Origin of the sequence: Cupriavidus phytohabitans (genome assembly GCF_017815025.1) — a bacterium.
Taxonomy (GTDB): Bacteria; Pseudomonadota; Gammaproteobacteria; order Burkholderiales; family Burkholderiaceae; genus Cupriavidus.
This window is the reverse complement of sequence record NZ_JAGIQB010000001.1, coordinates 108,032-128,018: the sequence shown is the minus strand read 5'-3', so window position 1 is coordinate 128,018 and position 19,987 is coordinate 108,032. Positions and strand designations below refer to the sequence as shown.

The window sequence follows — 19,987 nt, the reverse complement described above, 5'->3', positions numbered from 1 at the left end:
CGGCTATCCTTCCCGTCACAAACAAGACCGGAGGAGACAAGATGCCGAAGTTGCCCAGCCTGCTGCCCACCCTCGCAATGGCTACCCTGCTCTGCGCCAGCGCCGCCGCGCTGGCCGATATCCGCGTCGGCATCGATGTGTCCACCACCGGGCCGGCGGCCTCGATCGGCATCCCCTCCAAGAACACCGTGCTGATGTGGCCGCAGACGCTGGGCGGCCAGAAGGCGCACTACGTGATCCTGGACGACGGCTCCGACCCGGCCGCCGCGGTGCGCAATGTGCGCAAGCTGATTTCCGAGGAAAAGGTCGACGTGATCGTCGGCCCCAACATCACGCCGACCGCGCTGGCCGCGCTTGACGCCGTGTCCGAAGGCGAGACGCCGATGGTGGCGCTGGCCGCGTCGGCGTCGATCGTCGAGCCGCAGACGGATGCCAAGCGCCGCTGGGCGTTCAAGATGCCGCAGAACGACTCGCACATGGCGACCGTGCTGACGGAGTACATGAGCAACCACGGCATCAAGACCGTGGGCTTCATCGGCTTTGCCGACGCCTATGGCGAAAGCTGGTGGCGCGAATTCTCGAAGCTGGCCGAAGTGCGCAAGATCAAGGTCGTCGCCAACGAGCGCTTCTCGCGCAACGACACCTCGGTGACCGGCCAGGTGCTCAAGCTGATGGCGGCAAACCCCGACGCCGTGCTGATCGCCGGCGCCGGCACGCCCTCGGTGCTGCCGCAGAAGACACTGGGCGAGCGCGGCTACAAGGGCAAGGTCTACCAGACCCATGGCATCGCCACCTGGGAATTCCTGCGCATGGGCGGCAAGGATGTCGAGGGCACGCTGTTCCCGACCGGGCCGGTCGTGGTCGCGCGCCAGCTGCCTGAAAGCCATCCGGTGCGCAAGGTCGCGCTGGACTTCGTCAATCGCTACGAGGGCAAGTACGGCGCCGACAGCGTGACGCAGTTCGCCGGCGACGCCTGGGGCGCGTGGCTGCTGCTGGACGATGCCGCGCGCCGCGCGCTCAAGACCGGCGCCCAGCCCGGCACGCGCGAATTCCGCGCCGCCATGCGCGATGCGCTCGAATCCACCACCAATCTCACCATCCCCAACGGCGTGCTGAACCTGAACGCGAAGGACCACCAGGGCTTCGACCAGCGTTCGCGCGTGATGGGGGTGATCCGCAACGGCAAGTTCGCCTACGCGGGCGACAAGTAGCCAGCGCCCGCCGCATCCGGCATTCTGAAAGGAAGCATCGCATGATCACCACTTCCACTCCGTCCGTCACGGTTGCCTTCATCGGCCTGGGCGCCATGGGCTCGCACATGGTCCGCCACCTGCTGGCCGCCGGCCACACCGTGCGCGCCTTCGTGCGCCGTCCCGAGGCCGCCGATGCGGCGCGCGCCATGGGTGCGGAGCCGTTCTTCACGCCCGCCGAGGCCGCGCGCGGCGCCAGCGTCGTCTTCACCAACGTGACCTCGTCCGAAGACGTGCGCGAAGTGCTGCTGGGCGAGCAAGGCGTGGTCCACGGCGCGGCGCCCGGCACGGTATGCGTCGACCACAGCACCATCTCGCCGGTGGTCACGCGCGAGATCGCCGCGGCACTGGCCGCGCGCGGCCTCGAGGCGCTCGACTGCCCGGTCTCGGGCGGAACCACTGCCGCCGCATCCGGCAAGCTGACCATCATGGTCGGCGGCAAGCTCGACGTGCTGGAACGCGTGCTGCCGCTGCTGGAGCTGCTGGGCACGACCATCACGCATATCGGCGGCAACGGCGCCGGCCAGGTCGCCAAGCTGTGCAACCAGATCGCGCAGGTAGTCAATATCGAAGGCATCGCCGAAGCCATGCGCTTTGCCTCGGCGCAGAACGTCGATACCGGCCGCGTGCTGCAGGCCATGTCGACGGGCATGGCGGGCAGCCGCATGCTTGACCTGATGGGGCCCAAGATGGTGTCGCGCAATTTCGCCGCCGGCATCGAGGCGCGGCTGCACGACAAGGACTTCGGGCTGGCGCGCGATATCGCCGAGGAAATCGGCCTGGACCTGCCGGCGATGCAGGCCACCTCGGCGCAGCTGCGCACGCTGATGGCCAACGGCTGGGGCAAGGACGATACCTCGTCGCTTCTGCGCGTGCTGGAGGGTTGAAGGCCGGCGCTCAGGTAGCTGTCAGGCGCCTGTCAGGCGCAGGACGGCGCGTATCAGCGCGCTGTCGGCATCAATGAAGCCATCGAGCACGTTGAAGTGATGACAGCCCGGCAGCACCAGATCGCTCGCTGCCAGACTGCGGACATTGGCGGGCCACGCCGCCCGCATCAGAGCATGCTGGCGGTGGTATTCGGCCGCTTCCAGTTCGCCCACCGCTAGCGACAGCGGCGCGGCGGTGGCCGGCGTCATGTACGCCGGCGACAGGCGCGCCACGTCGTCCTCGGACAGCCGCAGGTCGCATTGCAGGAACGCGGCGCGGCGCAGCGGCTCCATGTCGTACAGCCCGCTGACCGACAGACCGCCCTTGACCAGGTCCGCTGGCAGGTCTTGCGCCAGCTGCGGCCAGCGTGCCGCCATCAGCATCGCCACCAGGTGGCCGCCGACGGAATGCCCGGCGGCGAACAGCCGTTGCGGGTCATGCCCCAGTTCGCCGGATTGCCGGTACAGCCACGCCACGCTGCGCAGCACCTGCCGCACGATGTCCGGCACCGTCACCGACGGCACCAGCGAATAGTTGACCACCGCCACCGACACGCCCAGCGCCGGCAGCACGCTGGCGACGAAACTGTGGTCGCGCTTGTCGAGCGCGCGGAAGTAGCCGCCGTGGACGAACACCAGCAGCGGCGGTGCCACTCCGCCACGTGCCGGCGTCGGCGCCGGGAAATAATCCAGCGTCTCATCCTGCGGATGCCGCGAAGCTGCATCGGCATAGCCCAAATCGGCGATAAAGCTGCCGCGCTCGCGCACCCGCGCCGACCATTCGCCCCAGCGCGCCATATGCGCCGGGTTGTCCGGCACGTTGGCGCGGTTGTTGTATTCGCGGTCGTAGAAGCCGGGATCCTGCGAGGGCAGGCTGGCGAGGCTCGACAATGGGTCGGTCATGGCGGTCGGTGCGTGCGGAGGGTGGGCGAGGCGGCGCGGTGACGGCGATGCTAATCCGATTCGCCATGCACAAGTTATCCGGGCCACTACCATGGCCATAGCGGCCGGTTGTCGGTCGGAGGGAATTGCGGCATAATCGCCGGCTCAGCCCGGCATCGGTTCCGATGCCGTCACACCTGCCCGGGTGGTGAAACAGGTAGACGCAGGGGACTCAAAATCCCCCGCCGCAAGGCGTGTCGGTTCGAGTCCGACCCCGGGCACCAGATTTCCTTCCAAAGCAATCAGCCGTCCACATGGGCGGCTGCGCCGCATAGCCCGGCATCTCCGGCCTATCGCGTCACATCGCCCCCCTTCCGGCCGAAATTTGAAGGTGTGTCGGACAGCGCCCACTGGTGCCCGTGCGCCTGGCTTCCTATCCTATGGCATTGCCATCCCGCGAAAATCCCGCGAAACGGAGCCACCATGAGCCGACTGACCCTTCCCGCCCTCGCCTGCGCGACCCTGCTGGCCGGCTGCGCCGGCACCAATATGGAAAACCTGTCCCAGGCCGGCGGCAGCCTGTTCACCGCGGCCACGCTGTCGGACACCAGCGTCAAGACGCTGTCCGACCAGTCGTGCGCGGAAATGGACCAGAAGAACACCATTGCGCCGGCCGACAGCACCTATGCCAAGCGGCTCGCGACTGTGATGAGCGGGCTGGGCAATACCGGGCTGCCCCTCAATGCCAAGGTCTACGTGACCAAGGACATCAACGCGTGGGCCATGGCCAATGGATGCGTGCGCGTCTACAGCGGGCTGATGGACTTCCTCAGCGACGACGAAGTGCGCGGCGTAGTCGGGCACGAGATCGGCCATGTGGCGCTGGGCCACACCAAGGCGGCGATGCAGGTGGCCTACACCACTGCCGCGGCGCGCGGCCTGCTCGGATCTACCGGCATTGCTTCGCTGACCGCGCTGTCGTCGTCGCAGATCGGGGACCTGGCGGAAACGTTCGTCAATGCGCAGTTCTCGCAGCGCCAGGAATCCGCTGCGGACGACTACTCCTTCAACCTGCTGACCAAGAACGGCGCCAACCGGCAGGCGCTGGCGTCGGCGTTCCGCAAGATGTCGCAGCTTGACGGCGGCCAGTCGAGCATGCTCAGCACGCACCCCGGCTCTTTGGAGCGCGCCAAGCATATCGAGGATCGCCTGGCCGGCGGGCGCTGAGCGCGCCGCATTCTTTTGCGCCGCCGCCCCCGCCCGGGGAACGCGGCCGCACCCTGTATTTCCCCCTCCAGACAGCACACTCGTCATGCGCAATGCCGCGCGCAATCGCCGCGCGCGGAATGTTGACAGCATTTAACTCAGTCAAGAAAGCTTTCAATATGACGGCCCGAAACCGGGGGGATAATGCCACTTCCTGGCTACCGTGCCGCGCCACGGCTTCTGGCAGCTGGGCCTGCTTGCCATGCACGAATCGGAGGGTAGTTCTCTTGCATGCCTGAAGGCGTCGACTAGCTGTATTGCTGCCGGGCCGCGGGTTCGGTACGCGGCATCCGTCTGGCCGGGTGTCGCTGGCCAACCTCAATGAAGCGGATTACGCCAAGATCGGCAGCGCGATCTGCAAGCTGTTCGAGGAGTATGTGGAGAAGTACAACGCGTCGACGGGGAGCAAGGCGAACAAGAACGTCGTGAAGAAATAAGCCTTCGTTGGCGTGCCTAAGGCCCGGCATGACGCCGGGCCTTTTTTATGCACTGCGCCTTACCGCGACTCGACGAACGCAAGCACCGTGGCCAGCATGCCTTGCAGCGCCGGCTGCAACCCCGCCGACCGCGCCTCGTCATAGGCGAACGGATACGTCTCGCTCATATATGCACATTGCGACAGCTCAAGCTGCACCGCATGCACCCCATCCTGCGGCTTGCCGTACTGGCGCGTGATATAGCCGCCCTTGAAGCGCCCGTTCAGCACCGCGGTATGGCCGGGCACCGCGCTGGCCTGCTCGAGCAGCTGGCTCGCCAGCCCCGCGTCGCAGCTCTCGCCATTGGCCGTGCCGAGGTTGAAATCCGGCAGCTTGCCTTCGAAGAAGCGCGGCAGCACCGAGCGGATCGAATGCGCGTCCCACAGCGCGACGGTGCCGTGCTCGGTCTTCAGGCGCGCCAGTTCCGCAGCCAGCGCCTCATGGTACGGACGCCAGATCGCGTCGCGGCGCGCGGCGATTTCCGCGTCGTCGGGGCCGTTGCTGCCATCGGCGTACAGCGCCGTCTTGTCGAAGGTGTCGACCGGGCACAGGCCGGTGGTGTCCTGGCCGGGATACAGGTTGGCGTTGTCGGGCGGGCGGTTCAGGTCGACAACGTAACGAGAATGCGTGGCAACCAGCAGGGACGCGCCGAGTTCGCGGGCAAAGCCGTAGAGGCGTTCCAGGTGCCAGTCGGTGTCGGGCACGGTACGCGCCTCGGCCGTGAGGCGCTGCGAAACCGAAGCCGGCAGGTGCGTGCCGACGTGCGGCATCGATATCAGCAGCGGGCGCGTGCCGCGATGCAGGGTGAAGGCGGGAGTATCGGTGGAGAAGGACATGTTCTTTGCAATGCGTCGGGCGGTGCCCGGATTTGTCGCCTATTTTGTCGCGTATCAGTCGGCCAGCAGGCTGGCGCGCGCGGCGATGAACTGCCGGGCCGCATCGGCCTGCAGCGCATGCGCGCCATGCTGCACGCGGCTGCAGCCGGCGGTGCGGACCTCCGCTAGTGTCTCATGACCGTGGTTCGCGAACACGTGGGTGGCCAGCGCCTGCGCGCCGTCGAGGCCGGCCAGCGTCGGGTGCGCACCGTCCAGCACCACGAAGTCCGCCTGCTGGCCGGGCGCCAGCCCGGCCACGTCGCGGCCGCTGGCGCGCGCGCCGCCTGCCACGGCTTCGAGATAAAGGCGGTCGGCCACCTGCAGGTGGGTATCCGAGGCCAGCACGTTGCGCTGCTGCAGGCCCAGCCGCTGGCCGTACTCGAACAGGCGCAGTTCCTCGGCCACGCTGACGCTGGCATGGCTGTCCGAGCCGATGCCCCACGCGCCGTGCTGCGCGAGGTAAGGCTCCGCCTCGAACACGCCGTCGCCGAGGTTCGCTTCGGTGGTCGCGCAGATGCCGGCCACGGCGCCGCTGTGCCCGAGGCGCCGGCGCTCATCCCAGTCCATGTGCGTGGCGTGCACCAGGCACCAGCGCGCGTCGACGTCGACATGATCGAACAGCCATGTCACCGGGCGCGTGCCGGACCAGGCGATGCAGTCGTCGACTTCGCGCTGCTGCTCGGCGATGTGGATATGGACCGGCGCCTGCGCGTCGATCGCCTTCAGCCCTGCCAGCGCATGCAGCAGGCTGTCTTCGGGCACCGCGCGCAGCGAATGGGGCGCCAGCCCGAGACGTGCGCCGGCCTGCGCGCACATGGGCGCCAGCCGCTCCAGCAGCCGCAGCATGGCGTCTGTGTCATGCAGGAAGCGGCGCTGCTCGGCCAGCGGCGGCTTGCCGCCGAAGCCGGCGGTCTGGTACAGCACCGGCAGCAGCGTCATGCCGATGCCGGTGCGCTGCGCCGCGCGCAGCAGCCGCAGCGACATCTCGGCGGCATCGGCGTAGGGCTTGCCGTTGGCATCGTGGTGGACGTAGTGGAACTCGCACACGCTGGTATAGCCCGCACGCAGCATTTCGATGTAGAGCTGGGTGGCGATGGCTTCCAGCGTGTCTGGCGAGATCCGCTGCGCGAAGCGGTACATCAGCGTGCGCCAGCTCCAGAACGAATCGGCGCCGGCGGAATTTTCACCCTGCGGGCGGCTGCGGTATTCGGTCAGGCCGGCAAAGCCACGCTGGAATGCGTGCGAATGCAGGTTGGGCATGCCCGGCAGCACCGGGCCCGCGGCGCGCGGCACACCGGCACTTGCGGTGGACCCGGCTTGCACGGTGGCCAGGCGGCCCTGCTCGTCCCAGGCGAGCAGCACATTGCGCGCCCAGCCATCGGGCAGCAGGGCCCAGTCTGCGAACAGCAGCGATGTGCTCATGCCTGTGCCTCCGCTTGTGCCCCTTCTTGCGCCGGATATACGCGCCCTTGCCGCACAACCATTGCCGCAGGGTTGCGGCCGAACCAGTATGCCAGCTCTGCCGGCGAATCGACGCGCCACAGCACGAAGTCGGCTACGCGCCCCGCTTCCAGCTTGCCGTGGCGATCCGATGCGCCCAGCGCGCGTGCCGCATGCAGGGTCACGCCGGCCAGCGCCTCGGGCACCGTCAGGCGGAACAGCGTGCAGGCCATATTCATCATCAGCAGCAGCGACGTCACCGGCGACGTGCCGGGGTTGTGGTCGGTCGAGATCGCCATCGGCACGCCGTGCTGGCGCAACAGCGCGATCGGCGGCAGGTTGGTGTCGCGCAGGAAATAGTAGGCGCCGGGCAGCAGCACCGCGACCGTGCCGGCTTCTGCCATCGCGGCGACGCCGGCCTCGTCGAGATGTTCGAGATGGTCCGCCGACAGCGCGCGATGGCGTGCCGCCAGCGCCGCGCCGCCGAGGTTGCTGAGCTGCTCGGCGTGCAGCTTGACGCGCAGGCCGTGGCGCGCAGCGGCATCGAAGACGCGTTCGGTCTGCGCGATCGAGAAGCCGATCGATTCGCAGAAGGCATCGACGGCATCGACCAGCCCTTCTTCGGCCAGCGCCGGCAGCATGGTGCCGCACACCAGGTCGATGTAGTCATCGGCGCGGCCGGCGTACTCGGGCGGCAGCGCGTGCGCACCGAGGAAGGTGGTGTGCACCGCGACGCCGAACTGCTCGCCCAGGCGACGCGCCACGCGCAATTGCTTGCGCTCGGCTTCCAGGCTGAGGCCGTAGCCGGATTTGATCTCGATGGCGGTCACGCCTTCGGCGAGCAGCGGTTGCAGGCGCGCGGCGGCCTGCGCGAACAGCGTGTCTTCGTCGGCGGCGCGGGTGGCGCGCACGGTCGAGACGATGCCGCCGCCGGCGCGCGCGATTTCCTCATAGCCGGCACCGGCCAGGCGCATCGCGAACTCGTCGGCGCGCTGGCCGCCGTAGACCAGGTGGGTGTGGCAATCGACCAGTCCCGGCGTGATCCACGCGCCGTTGGCGTTGTGGCGCGCGAGGTCGCGATACTGCTGCGGCAATTCCGTGGCAGCGCCGAGCCAGGCTATTCGGCCTTGTTCTACCACGAGCGCGGCATCGCGGATGGCGCGCGCGGGGTCGGCATCGGGCAACAGGTGGCAGTTGTGCCAGAGGCCATCGGCGCTGGCGGTGCCAGGTACGGAAGGCAGCGTCATTGGTCGGGCTCCATTTCCAGCGTGACACACAGGCACAGCGCGTCGCCGGCGCCTGGTGCAAAGGCTTGCCGGCCAGCGGGTTCGCCGGCCGGATACAGCACGCCCTGCCCGGCGTCCAGCGTGACAGCCGGCTGCGCATCCTGCGCCAGCCAGGTGCCGGACACGGCAAGCAGGCAAACGGTATCGGCACCGGTGCTGACGGTAAAGCCGTCGCGGAAGGCGTCGACGCGCGCGCGGCAGCGGCCACGCCGCGTCATCACGTTGAAGTCGCGCGTGGCGCCATCGAGCAGCGCGGCCTGCAGGCCGGTGTCGCCCGAGAAGGCAAACGGTGCGCCCGGCTGGACCAGCCGGTGACTGAAGCTGCCGTCGTCGGCGCGCAGCATCACCCCGGCGCCGTCGAGCAGCACGATCTGGCGGTCGATGCCGGGGAAGGCGGAGAACGGGCCGTCGGCTTCGATATCGGCCACGCTCAGGCGCCACACGAAGTCATCCATGCCTGCACCCGGCGGCCACACCGCGATCTCGCGCGTGTTGCCGCCGCCGTTCTTCCAGCGCGTCGGGTCGATGGCCGCGAGCTTGAAATACTGTGACATCACAGTGCTCATACGCCCTTCACCATCGGCAGGTTCAGGCCCTTCTCACGCGCGCAGTCGATGGCGATGTCGTAGCCCGCATCGGCATGGCGCATCACGCCGGTGGCCGGATCGTTCCACAGCACGCGCTCGATGCGCTTCGCGGCGGCATCGGTGCCATCGCAGACGATCACCACGCCGGAGTGTTGCGAGAAGCCCATGCCCACGCCGCCGCCGTGGTGCAGGCTTACCCAAGTGGCGCCGCCGGCGGTATTGAGCAGCGCGTTCAGCAGCGGCCAGTCGGACACCGCGTCGGAACCGTCGCGCATCGCTTCGGTCTCGCGGTTGGGCGACGCCACCGAGCCGCAGTCCAGGTGGTCGCGGCCGATCACCACCGGCGCCTTCAGCTCGCCCGACTTCACCATCTCGTTGAAGGCCAGGCCGGCGCGGTGGCGCTCGTCCAGGCCCACCCAGCAGATGCGCGCCGGCAGGCCCTGGAAGGCGATGCGGTCGTGCGCCATGTCGAGCCAGCGGTGCAGGTGCTTGTCCTCGGGGAACAGCTCCTTCATCTTGGCGTCGGTCTTGTAGATATCCTCGGGATCGCCCGACAGCGCCACCCAGCGGAACGGGCCCTTGCCGCGGCAGAACAGCGGGCGGATATAGGCCGGCACGAAGCCGGGGAAATCGAAGGCATTCTGCACGCCTTCGTCGAACGCGACCTGGCGGATGTTGTTGCCGTAGTCGACCGTCGGCACGCCCATCTTCTGGAAGTCGAGCATGGCCTGCACGTGCTTGACGATAGAGGGGCGCGCAGCGGCTTCCACCGACTTGGGATCGTGCTGGCGCGCATGCTCCCACTGTTCGACAGTCCACCCTTGCGGCAGGTAGCCGTTGACCAGGTCATGCGCGGAAGTCTGGTCGGTGACGATATGCGGGCGCATGCCACCGGCCTGCGCCCGCTTGGCCAGTTCCGGCACGATGTCGGCGGCGTTGCCGAGCAGGCCGACGGAGATTGCCTCCTTCCTTGCCGTGGCCTCGGCGATCATCGCCAGCGCCTCGTCCAGCGTGGTGGCCTTCTTGTCGAGGTAGCGCGTGCGGATGCGGAAGTCGATGCGCGATTCCTGGCACTCGATCGCCAGCACGCAGGCACCCGCCAGCACGCCGGCCAGCGGCTGCGCGCCGCCCATGCCGCCGAGGCCGGCGGTCAGGATCCATTTGCCCGACAAATCGCCGTCATAGTGCTGGCGGCCGGCTTCGACAAAGGTCTCGTAGGTGCCCTGCACGATGCCCTGCGTACCGATGTAGATCCACGAGCCCGCGGTCATCTGGCCGTACATCATCAGGCCGGCGCGATCGAGCTCGTTGAACTTGTCCCACGTTGCCCAGTGCGGCACCAGGTTGGAGTTGGCGATCAGCACGCGCGGCGCGTCCGTGTGCGTGCGGAACACGCCGACCGGCTTGCCCGACTGCACCAGCAGCGATTCGTCCTCGCCCAGGCGGCGCAGGCTGTCAAGGATGGCGTCGAAGCATTCCCAGTTGCGCGCGGCCTTGCCGATGCCGCCGTACACCACCAGGTCCTGCGGGCGCTCGGCCACGTCGGGGTCCAGGTTGTTCTGGATCATGCGGTAGGCGGCTTCGATCAGCCAATTCCTGCAGTGCAGCTGGGTGCCGCGCGGGGCGCGGATCTCGCGCTGGCCGCGCTGGAGGGATTGGGATTCGGGAGCGTTCATGTGTTGTTCTCCTTTGGATGGCGCTGGTGGTGCGATCAGATCGGTGGCACGGCATTTGGTACGTCGGCGGCTTCCGGATACGCTGGCCCTCACCCCCGGCCCCTCTCCCGCGTGCGGGAGAGGGGAGCAAACCGCTGGCCCCTCCAACACAGTCTGGGGTCTCCCCTCTCGCCGCTTGCGGGAGAGGGGCGGGGGTGAGGGCCGGCGCATCAACTTGCGTTGGTCGGCAAAATCGCCCTGACCGCCTGCGGCCACCCCGCGCCCGCATCGCCCTGCACCACCCACTGCTTCATCGCTTCGATATCCGGCGCCAGGTAACGGTCGCCTTCCACAAAATCCACCCGCGCACGAATGCGGGCCAGCTCCTGCTCCACCAGCGGCGACGACTTCAGCGGGCGGTGGAACTCGATGCCCTGTGCCGCGGCCATCGCCTCGATGCCGACCACCACGGCGGTGTTGGCCGCCATGTCGCCCAACCGGCGCGCGCCGTAGGTGGCCATCGACACATGGTCTTCCTGGTTGGCCGAGGTCGGCAGGCTGTCCACGCTCGACGGATGCGCCAGCGACTTGTTCTCGGAAGCCAGCGCCGCCGCGGTCACCTGCGCGATCATGAAGCCCGAATTCAAACCGCCATCGCGCACCAGGAACGGCGGCAGGCCGGACAGGCCGGTATCGAGCAGCAGCGCCAGGCGCCGCTCGGAAATCGCACCGATCTCGGCGATCGCCAGCGCGATGATGTCGGCGGCGAAGGCCACCGGCTCGGCGTGGAAGTTGCCGCCGGAGACCACGTCGCCCTGCTCGGAGAACACCAGCGGGTTGTCCGACGCGGCATTGGCTTCGATCTGCAGGATGCGCGCGGCGTGCTGCAGGTTGTCCAGGCAAGCACCCATCACCTGCGGCTGGCAGCGGATCGAATACGGGTCCTGCACACGGCCGCAGGCCTTGTGCGAATCGACGATCTCGCTGCCATCCAGCATCGCGCGCACGGCGCCGGCCACGGCGATCTGGCCGGCCTGGCCGCGGGCCTCATGGATGCGGGCGTCGAACGGCTTGACCGAGCCCTTGATCGCTTCCAGCGACAGTGCGCCAGCCACCAGCCCGGCGGCGAAGGTGTCCTCGGCGGCGAACAGGCCGGCCAGCGCCAGCGCGGTCGACACCTGCGTGCCGTTGAGCAGCGCCAGGCCTTCCTTCGGGCCCAGTTCGAACGCCTTCAGGCCCGCATGGGCCAGGCCTTCGGCGGCCGGCACGCGCTTGCCGTCGACCAGCACGTCGCCCACGCCGATCAGCGTGCACGACATATGCGCCAGCGGCGCCAGGTCGCCCGAGGCACCGACCGAACCCTTGGCGGGAATGCACGGCGTCACGCCGTGGTTGACCAGCGCCAGCAATGCCTCGATCAGTTCCGGACGCACACCGGAATGGCCGCGCGCCAGGCTGACCGCCTTGGTGGCCAGGATCAGGCGCACCGTATCCTCGGCCAGGTCCGGACCGGTGCCGACGCTGTGCGACAGCACCAGGTTGCGCTGCAGCTGCGCCAGCTTGTCGTTGGGGATGCGGGTCTGCGCCAGCTTGCCGAAGCCCGTATTGATGCCGTAGACCACGGCGTCGGCATCGATGATGTCCTGCACGGTGGCCTGCGCCGCGCGTACGCCGGCCCAGGCGGAATCGGCCATTGCCACGCGCACTTCGCCGCGGTAGATGCGACGCAGGTCGGCCAGGGTGACTTGGCCCGGCTGCAAGGTCAGCAGCGGGCGGGAGGCTTGGTCGTGTTGGCTCGCAGTCATTTGTATGTTCCTGTCTATACAGCTTAGGCTAAAAAATGAACCAAAGGCCGATCCCACGAGGGAATCAGCCGAAAGCGGGATTGCCGTCGGCGCGGAAGCGGCTGCCGAGGCGGTAGCGGTTGCCCGGATGCAGGCAACGAACGAATGTCACTGGCACGCCATTGGTCCAGGTGCGGCGGGTCAGCATCAGGCAAGGTTGCGTTGGCGGCATTTCCAGTTGCGCGGCCTGCTCCGGCGTGGCGGCAATGGCATCGACCACATGCTCCACCTGATCGTAGGGAACGTGGCGCAACAGGTATTCGCCGGGCTGGGTCGCGCTGAAGTCCTGGCCGATGAAATCCGGCGCCACGCGCGGGTTCACGTAGCGGTCCTCCAGCTGCACCGGCACGCCGTCTTCGCGATGCACGCAGACCGAATGGAACACCGACTCGCCGGTATGCAGCTCCAGCGCGGCGGCCACCTCGATCGACGCCGAGACCCGCTCGACCAGGATCACGTCGCAGGCATAGTCATGCCCGCGCATGCGGATCTCGTCCTGCAGGTTGACCACCGACAGCAGCGTCGACTGCGGCTTGTGCTCGGCAACGAAGGTGCCGACGCCGGCGACGCGCACCACCCGGCCCTGCTCCGACAGCTCGCGCAGGGCCCGGTTGACGGTCATGCGCGAGACCCCGAAGCGGTTCACCAGTTCCTGCTCCGACGGCACCCGGTCGCCCGGCTGCCACGCGCCGCTCTGGATCTGGCGGGCGATGTACTCCTTCACCTGCTGGTAGAGCGCGGTGGGAGAGGAAGCGGGGGTGGCGGAGCCGACGGCGTGGTTCATGGCGTTTCAGTGCTCGGCCGCGGCAATGGCCTCGGCGCGGATTTCCTCGGTCAGCCGCGCCTTGAGCGCGGAAAACTCCGGAGAGGTCTTGATGGTGTAATGGCGCGGATGCGGGAAATCGACCGCGATATCGCTCTTGATCCGACCCGGCCTGGCGGAAAACACCGCCACCCGGTTGGCCATGAAAATGGCCTCGTCGATATCGTGGGTCACGAATAATACCGTCTTGCGCGACGCTTCCCATATGCCGAGCAACAACTCCTGCATCAGCACGCGGGTCTGGTTGTCGAGCGCGCCAAAGGGTTCGTCGAGCAGCAGGATCTTGGGATCGTTGGCCAGCGCCCGCGCGATCGCGGTGCGCTGCTGCATGCCGCCCGACAGCTGCTTCGGGTAATGGTGCTCGAAGCCGCGCAGCCCCACGCGCTGGATAAAGAAGTCGCTGCGCTCCTTCTGCTCCGCCGCGCTCATGCCGCGCTCGCGCAGGCCGAAGCGCACATTCTGCTCGATCGTCAGCCATGGGAACAGCGTGTACGACTGGAACACCATGCCGCGGTCGGCGCCCGGATCGGTGACCGGCTGGCCGTCGAGCAGCACGCGGCCGGTGGAAGGCGTGTCGAGCCCGGCCACGATGCGCAGCAGCGTGGACTTGCCGCAGCCCGACGGGCCCAGGATGGTGACGAAGTCGTTGTCGCGCACTTCGAAATCGACCGGCTGCAGCGCCAGCGTCTGCCCGCCGCGCGGGTTGGAGAAGGTACGCGAGACCTGCTGGATGGACAGTGCGCTCATTGGATCGAACTCCACGGGAACAGGCGCTGGTTGGCGCGCTTGAAGACAAGGTCTGAGACCAGGCCAATGCAGCCGATCACGATGATGCCGAAGATGATCTGCCCGGTATTGAGCAGCGCCTGGCTGTCGGTGATCATGTGCCCGATGCCCGACGACGAGCCGATCAGCTCGGCCACGATCACATAGGTCCAGGCCCAGCCCAGCACCAGCCGCAGGATCTCGGCGATTTCCGGCGCGGCGCCCGGGATCAGCACGCGGCGCACGATGCCTGCGCTGTTCGCGCCCAGCGTGTAGGCTGCCTCGACCAGGTCCTTGCGCGCGCCGCCGACCGCCACCGCCACCATCAGCACGATCTGGAAGAACGAGCCGATGAAGATCACCAGCAGCTTCTGGGTCTCGCCGATGCCGGCCCACAGGATCAGCAGCGGGATAAAGGCCGACGCGGGCAGGTAGCGGCAGAACGACACGAAGGGCTCGAAGAACGCCTCGGCCGCCTTGTACGCGCCCATGAAAATGCCGAGCGGCACCGCCAGCACCGCCGCAAGCACGAAGCCGCCGACCACGCGCCACACCGTCATGCCGATGTCGCCGATGAAGTTGTGTTCGGTGAAGAGGACCAGGCCCTCCTTGGCCATTGTCAGCGGATCGGCCAGGAACGTGCGCGGCACGAAGCCGCCCAGCGTCACCGCGGCCCACACGCCGAAGAACAGCACGAAGAAAGACAGGCCCAGCATCCAGCGCGTGTTGGGCTGCACCGGCACCAGCGGGGCCAGCCAGGGATGGCGCCGGCGCGCCGGTGCCGCCGTTTGGACGGGCACCGCCGCCGCGGGCGCGTGGGAACCGATTCGGGCTTGCGTCATGACGTCACGCCTCCTTGCGACTGCGTTGCTTACTTGAGGAAACGCGCGTCATACAACGCCGTCACGTCGGGCACCTGGCGGATCACGCCGATGTCCATCAGCACGCCCGCCGCTTCCTTGCTGAAGCTGGCGAGCTCGCCGGCAAAGAACTTCTTGTTGGCCTCGCGGTCCTGCCAGCGCAGGTAGGCGGCCGACTTGGCGAACTGCTCGCCGGACTGCTTGACCGCGGCGCCCATGATCTCGTTGGCCTTCGCCGGCTCCTTCTTGATCATTTCCAGCGCCTCGAAGTAGCTGTCGACCAGCGCTTGCGCCGCCTTGGGGTTCTCCTTGAGCCACTTGGGCGCGCAGCCCAGCGTGTCGGTCACCATGGGGTAGTCGAGCGTGGTCGCCAGGATCTTGCCCTTGTCCGGGTTCTGTCGGACGGTGGACAGGTACGGCTCATAGGTCATGGCGCCGTCGTTCTGGCCGGCCACGAAGGCCTGCGCCGCTGCCTGCGGCGACAGCGTCGTCGTCTTGACGTCCTTCAGCGACATGCCGTTCTTCTTCAGCATCCAGGCCAGCCCGAAGTACGGCGCGGTGCCCGGCGCATCGACGCCGATGGTCTTGCCCTTCAGGTCGGCAAAGCTCTTGACGTCGCCGCGCACGGCCAGGCCGTCGGCGCCGTAGGACTTGTCGAGCTGCACGATCTGGGTGATCGGCACGCCGTTGGCGTTCCAGGCCACATGGGTCTCGACGGTCGTGGCCGCGCACTGGATCGCACCGGCGGCCAGCGCCAGGTGGCGATCCTTCTGCGGGATCATCTTGATGTCGACCTCGACGCCGTTCTTCTTGAAGATGCCGGCCTTGTCGGCCAGCGTCAGCGGCGCGAAGCCGGTCCAGCCGCTCATGCCGAGCGTGACCTTGGTGGTCTGCGCGTGGCCGGTGCCGGCCATGGTGACTGCCGCGGCAAATAGCGCGGCCTGCATTGCCTTGCGGCCACGAACCCTGCCTTGAATCCTGCCTTGCATGCGGCTTTCCATCCTCATCGATACGCTCCTTTGGTGTGTCCGTCGACGGCAGGCCATGCTTGTGGCGCGCTCGCTTTCGGGCATTAAACAATGCCTGTATATACAAGTCAATGTAGGGCTTCCACCGAGGGACTGGACGTCACATCACCGCAGGAATCGGCGATACAGAGCGGATGTATCAACGACTACAACCGTGCCTCGGCTTGCCTCGGGTGCCGGAAGCACCGCGTTGGCGCACTGGAAGTGTTGCTGTATAGACAGGATTGACGTGACGGCAGGATGAGCAAACCCCGTGCCATGGGCACGGGATGCGACCGCAGGCGCGGTCAGGCGTCGAAGAAGGAGGCGACCGTGGGAAAGCGCAGCCGCAGCCGCAGCTCGCGCTTCAGGCGGCGGTTGTCGAGCCGGCGCGATTCGCTCATGAAGCTCAGCAGCGTCGGCTCGATCACTTCGCGCGCCTGTCCCCGCGTGATGCGCGGCGGGCGTGGCAGGCCGCGGCGGTCGGCCACCAGGTCGAAGTAGTCGGCCATGCGCAGCTCGGTATCATCGCTGGCATGGACCACCCGCTGCGGGCGGCCGCGGAACAGCGCGGCAACCATGATGCGGGCGAGGTCGTCGGCATGGATATGGCTGGTGTAGACATCGTCCTGCGGCACCAGCGCGGGCGTGCCGCGCTTGAGCCGGGCCACCGGCAGCCGCTCGGCGGCATAGATGCCCGGGATGCGCACGATGCTGGTGCGCCAGCCGGCAGCGCGGCCAAAGGCGCGCACGGCGCCCTCGGCGGCCACGCGGCGGCGCGCGCGCGCCGTCTGCGGGCGCACGGCATGGAATTCCGACACCCGCGCGCCCTGACGGTCGCCGTAGACGCCCGAGGTGCTGGCGTAGACAAACGCAGGGCGGCGAAGGCCCCGGTCGGGTAGAATGGCGGGCTCGCCGCTAAACGTGCCGCCCTGCCGCCAGGCCTTGCGGCGCAAGGCGGCGAGCAAGGCACGCGTACGCGGATCGCCCTCGCCCTGACCGGGCGGCGGCGCCAGGTCCAGCACCTGCGTGGCCAGCCCCCGCAGCCGCGCCAGCGTTGCTGGCCGGTCAAGGTCGGCCACCAGCGGCACCGCACCGGCGGCGTGCAGTTCGGCGCGGCGCGCCGGCTGCGACGTGACGGCGAACACGCGCATGCGCGACGACAGGATTCGCAGGCAGCGCGTCCCCACATCCCCGCACCCGACGATCAACAGGCGCGGACGACCAAGCCTGCGGCTGGGCTTCGGCAGGACCGGGAGGCGCGAGGGCTGCAGCATCGACTGAATTTGGCTCATAGACCGATTATGGCTTATCAAGTAACCGTCATGCCCAGTGGCCACAAGTTCGAAGTGGCCTCGGACGAAACCATCCTCGGCGCGGCCCTGCGCCACAGCATCGGCCTGCCCTACGGCTGCAAGAACGGCGCCTGCGGCTCGTGCAAGGGCCGCGTGCTGGAAGGCACCATCGTGCAGGGCGACCACGCCCCGGCCGCGCTGACCGCGCAGGAAAAAACCGAGGGCCGCGCGCTGTTCTGCTGCGCCAACGCGTCGTCCGACATTACCATTGAATGCCGCGAAGTCCACGGCGCCGGCGATATCCCGATCAAGAAGGTGCCGTGCCGCGTGACCTCGCTGGAGCGCCTGGCCGACGACGTGATCGCCATCAAGCTGCAACTGCCCGCGACCGAACGGATGCAGTACCTGGCCGGCCAGTACGTGGAATTCCTGCTGCGCGACGGCAAGCGCCGCAGCTATTCGATCGCCACGCCGCCGCACGAGGACGGCCCGATCGAACTGCATATCCGCCATATGCCGGGCGGCGCCTTCACCGACTACGTGTTCGGCGCCAAGGAAGGCGCCCCGGCGATGAAGGAACGCGATATCCTGCGCTTCGAAGGCCCGCTGGGCAGCTTCTTCCTGCGCGAGGAATCGAATGCCCCGATCATCCTGCTGGCTTCCGGCACCGGCTTCGCGCCGATCAAGGCCATCGTCGAGCATGCCGCCTACACTGGCATCACGCGCCCGATGACGCTGTACTGGGGCGGCCGCCGGCCCAAGGATTTGTACATGCACGCGCTCGCCGAGCAATGGGCGCGCGACCTGTCCAACTTCAGGTACGTGCCGGTGGTGTCCGACGCGCTGCCGGAAGACAACTGGCAGGGCCGTACCGGTTTCGTCCACCAGGCCGTGATCGCCGACCATCCCGACATGTCAGGCCACGAGGTCTACGCCTGCGGCGCGCCGGTGATGATCAACGCCGCGCGCGGCGACTTCACGCGCCAGTGCAAGCTGCACGAGGACGCCTTCTTCGCCGACTCGTTCACCTCCGAGGCCGACATGCACCCGGCCACGCCGGCAGCCTGACCGCGGCCGGCACGCCGTTCCGTCAGCGCAACAATGCCCGGGTCCGCCAAAATTCGTTTTGACACCCGGGCACATGCGCCTTATATTTGCCCGCATGCATACGACCTTCAACCGACGCCGCAGCTTCCGTACGTCGCTCCCCACCGGGGTGCCACGCGGCTGACCGTCGACTGCGTCTGTTCAGGTCAACGAGCCACGGGCAACCCCCGTGGCTTTTTGCTTTTTGCTGCTTTTTGCTTGCCCCCTCGCCCGTCCGTCCATCGTTTAAAGCCGACCCCTGGAGTCCGCCATGGCATTTGCTGAGTTTCCCGTCCAATCCCTGATGTACATCACCAACCGGCCCGAGCTCGTCTTCACTGAGGGCAAGGGTTCCTGGCTGACGGATCACAACGGCAAGCGATACCTGGACTTCGTGCAGGGCTGGGCGGTCAACTGCCTGGGCCACTCCAACCAGGGCATGATCGACGCGCTGGTCGAGCAATCGAAGAAGATCATCAACCCGAGCCCGGCCTTCTACAACGAGCCGATGCTGCGCCTGGCCAAACAGCTGACCGACCACAGCTGCTTCGACAAGGTCTTCTTCGCCAACAGCGGCGCCGAAGCCAACGAAGGCGCGATCAAGCTGGCGCGCAAATGGGGCCGCAAGCACAAGAACGGCGCCTACGAGATCATCACCATGGACCACAGCTTCCATGGCCGCACGCTCGCCACCATGAGCGCGTCGGGCAAGGCCGGCTGGGACACCATCTTCGCGCCGCAGGTGCCGGGCTTCCCCAAGGCCGAGCTGAACGACCTGGCCTCGGTCGAGAAGCTGATCACCGACAAGACCGTCGGCATCATGCTGGAACCGGTGCAGGGCGAAGGCGGCGTGATCCCCGCCACGCGCGAGTTCATGCAGGGCCTGCGCGCACTGGCCGACAAGCACAAGCTGCTGTTCATCGTCGATGAAGTGCAGGCCGGCTGCGGCCGCTGCGGCACGCTGTTCGCGTACGAGCTGTCCGGCGTCGAGCCGGACATCATGACGCTGGGCAAGGGCATCGGCGGCGGCGTGCCGCTGTCGGCGCTGCTGTGCAAGGCCGAAGTCGCCAGCTTCGAGGCCGGCGACCAGGGCGGCACCTACAACGGCAATCCGCTGATGACCGCGGTGGGCAGCGCAGTGATCGGGCAGCTGACCGCGCCGGGTTTCCTGGACGACGTCAAGGCCAAGGGCGAATACCTGAAGGAACAGCTGCTGGCGCTGTCGGGCGAGTTCGGCCTGGAGGGCGAACGTGGCGAGGGCCTGCTGCGCGCGCTGCTGCTGGGCAAGGACATCGGCCCGCAGCTGGTGGAAGAAGCGCGCGACATGGCGCCGCAGGGCCTGCTGCTGAACGCGCCGCGCGCCAACCTGCTGCGCTTCATGCCGGCGCTGAACGTCACGCGCGAAGAGATCGACCAGATGATCGGCATGCTGCGCACGCTGCTGAAGAAGCTGGCCTGATCCTTCAGGATCTGCAGACGGCAAAAAGCCTCGCATTGCGCGAGGCTTTTTGCTTTGCAGCCTGATCAGCGATCAGCGCCGCAGAGGAGTGAGGGAGAGGGCCAGCACCGCAGAACCCGCGCACACCGGCCTGGCCGGCCCGCGCGGGGCCCCGCGGCAAGGGGAAAGGCCTTGCGCCTGCGAGCGCCCGCCCTCTCCCTCACCC

General features: G+C 67.8%; 17 protein-coding genes, 1 tRNA gene and 1 pseudogene. 7 read left to right on the top strand and 12 right to left on the bottom strand.

The window, feature by feature from the left end; translation table 11 throughout:
* The first annotated feature begins 41 nt into the window (after positions 1 to 41).
* Together J8I34_RS00610 and J8I34_RS00605 are read left to right on the top strand one after the other, a co-directional pair.
* Positions 42 to 1,211, top strand: coding sequence for an ABC transporter substrate-binding protein (locus J8I34_RS00610; RefSeq protein ID WP_209805125.1), 1,170 nt, complete (start codon positions 42 to 44; stop codon positions 1,209 to 1,211).
* 41 nt (positions 1,212 to 1,252) lie between these two features.
* Positions 1,253 to 2,137 carry an NAD(P)-dependent oxidoreductase gene (locus J8I34_RS00605; RefSeq protein WP_209769461.1) on the top strand — a complete coding sequence of 295 codons (885 nt, stop codon included), beginning with the start codon at positions 1,253 to 1,255 and terminating at the stop codon, positions 2,135 to 2,137.
* Between the two features lie 21 nt (positions 2,138 to 2,158).
* Here J8I34_RS00605 and J8I34_RS00600 read toward each other — a convergent pair whose 3' ends face one another.
* Positions 2,159 to 3,079, bottom strand: a complete 921-nt coding sequence (locus tag J8I34_RS00600) for an alpha/beta hydrolase (protein ID WP_209805124.1) — start codon at positions 3,077 to 3,079, stop codon at positions 2,159 to 2,161.
* 178 nt (positions 3,080 to 3,257) lie between these two features.
* Between J8I34_RS00600 and J8I34_RS00595 the strand changes: the two genes are divergently transcribed.
* From J8I34_RS00595 to J8I34_RS00585, 3 genes and pseudogenes are all read left to right on the top strand, one after another.
* Positions 3,258 to 3,342 (top strand) — tRNA-Leu (locus J8I34_RS00595).
* Positions 3,343 to 3,541: 199 nt separating this feature from the next.
* Entirely contained in the window at positions 3,542 to 4,285 is a 744-nt protein-coding gene (gene loiP, locus J8I34_RS00590; protein WP_029046016.1) for a metalloprotease LoiP, read from the top strand.
* 293 nt (positions 4,286 to 4,578) lie between these two features.
* Positions 4,579 to 4,761: pseudogene (locus J8I34_RS00585) on the top strand (bifunctional aspartate transaminase/aspartate 4-decarboxylase); the annotation flags it as partial.
* 59 nt (positions 4,762 to 4,820) lie between these two features.
* Here J8I34_RS00585 and hutG read toward each other — a convergent pair.
* The 11 genes from hutG to J8I34_RS00530 all read right to left on the bottom strand — a co-directional run bounded on the left by hutG (position 4,821) and on the right by J8I34_RS00530 (position 17,237).
* Positions 4,821 to 5,636, bottom strand: a complete 816-nt coding sequence (hutG, locus tag J8I34_RS00580) for an N-formylglutamate deformylase (RefSeq protein ID WP_209805123.1) — start codon at positions 5,634 to 5,636, stop codon at positions 4,821 to 4,823.
* Positions 5,637 to 5,690: 54 nt separating this feature from the next.
* Positions 5,691 to 7,097 carry a formimidoylglutamate deiminase gene (locus J8I34_RS00575; protein WP_209805122.1) on the bottom strand — a complete coding sequence of 469 codons (1,407 nt, stop codon included), beginning with the start codon at positions 7,095 to 7,097 and terminating at the stop codon, positions 5,691 to 5,693.
* Positions 7,094 to 8,362, bottom strand: coding sequence for an imidazolonepropionase (gene hutI, locus J8I34_RS00570; RefSeq protein ID WP_209805121.1), 1,269 nt, complete (start codon positions 8,360 to 8,362; stop codon positions 7,094 to 7,096). The genes J8I34_RS00575 and hutI overlap by 4 nt, the downstream gene beginning before the upstream one ends.
* Positions 8,359 to 8,967 carry a HutD/Ves family protein gene (locus J8I34_RS00565; protein ID WP_209769438.1) on the bottom strand — a complete coding sequence of 203 codons (609 nt, stop codon included), beginning with the start codon at positions 8,965 to 8,967 and terminating at the stop codon, positions 8,359 to 8,361. Before J8I34_RS00565 ends, hutI begins: the two co-directional genes overlap by 4 nt.
* On the bottom strand, positions 8,964 to 10,664 hold the full coding sequence (gene hutU / locus J8I34_RS00560) for a urocanate hydratase (protein WP_209805120.1): 1,701 nt from the start codon (positions 10,662 to 10,664) through the stop codon (positions 8,964 to 8,966). The genes J8I34_RS00565 and hutU overlap by 4 nt, the downstream gene beginning before the upstream one ends.
* 209 nt (positions 10,665 to 10,873) lie before the next feature.
* Positions 10,874 to 12,448, bottom strand: coding sequence for a histidine ammonia-lyase (gene hutH, locus J8I34_RS00555; RefSeq protein WP_209805119.1), 1,575 nt, complete (start codon positions 12,446 to 12,448; stop codon positions 10,874 to 10,876).
* Between the two features lie 64 nt (positions 12,449 to 12,512).
* Positions 12,513 to 13,271: a histidine utilization transcriptional repressor HutC gene (gene hutC, locus J8I34_RS00550; protein WP_029046008.1), complete on the bottom strand. Its 759-nt coding sequence runs from the start codon at positions 13,269 to 13,271 to the stop codon at positions 12,513 to 12,515.
* A gap of 6 nt (positions 13,272 to 13,277) precedes the next feature.
* Positions 13,278 to 14,057, bottom strand: a complete 780-nt coding sequence (locus J8I34_RS00545; protein ID WP_029046007.1) for an ABC transporter ATP-binding protein — start codon at positions 14,055 to 14,057, stop codon at positions 13,278 to 13,280.
* Complete coding sequence (locus tag J8I34_RS00540; RefSeq protein ID WP_209769425.1) at positions 14,054 to 14,917, bottom strand: ABC transporter permease; 864 nt, start codon at positions 14,915 to 14,917, stop codon at positions 14,054 to 14,056. The genes J8I34_RS00545 and J8I34_RS00540 overlap by 4 nt, the downstream gene beginning before the upstream one ends.
* Positions 14,918 to 14,946: 29 nt before the next feature.
* Entirely contained in the window at positions 14,947 to 15,882 is a 936-nt protein-coding gene (locus tag J8I34_RS00535; RefSeq protein WP_035877074.1) for an ABC transporter substrate-binding protein, read from the bottom strand.
* A 368-nt stretch (positions 15,883 to 16,250) separates the two neighbouring features.
* A complete protein-coding gene (locus tag J8I34_RS00530) occupies positions 16,251 to 17,237 on the bottom strand; it encodes an NAD-dependent epimerase/dehydratase family protein (RefSeq protein WP_029046005.1) in 987 nt (328 codons plus the stop codon).
* Between the two features lie 9 nt (positions 17,238 to 17,246).
* On the opposite strand from J8I34_RS00530, the gene J8I34_RS00525 reads away from it, so the two are divergent.
* Both J8I34_RS00525 and J8I34_RS00520 read left to right on the top strand, forming a co-directional pair.
* A complete protein-coding gene (locus J8I34_RS00525) occupies positions 17,247 to 18,305 on the top strand; it encodes a CDP-6-deoxy-delta-3,4-glucoseen reductase (RefSeq protein ID WP_209805118.1) in 1,059 nt (352 codons plus the stop codon).
* 289 nt (positions 18,306 to 18,594) lie between these two features.
* Positions 18,595 to 19,782 (top strand): acetylornithine transaminase, encoded by a 1,188-nt coding sequence (locus J8I34_RS00520; RefSeq protein ID WP_029046003.1) that lies wholly within the window; start codon positions 18,595 to 18,597, stop codon positions 19,780 to 19,782.
* The last annotated feature ends 205 nt before the right edge of the window (positions 19,783 to 19,987 follow it).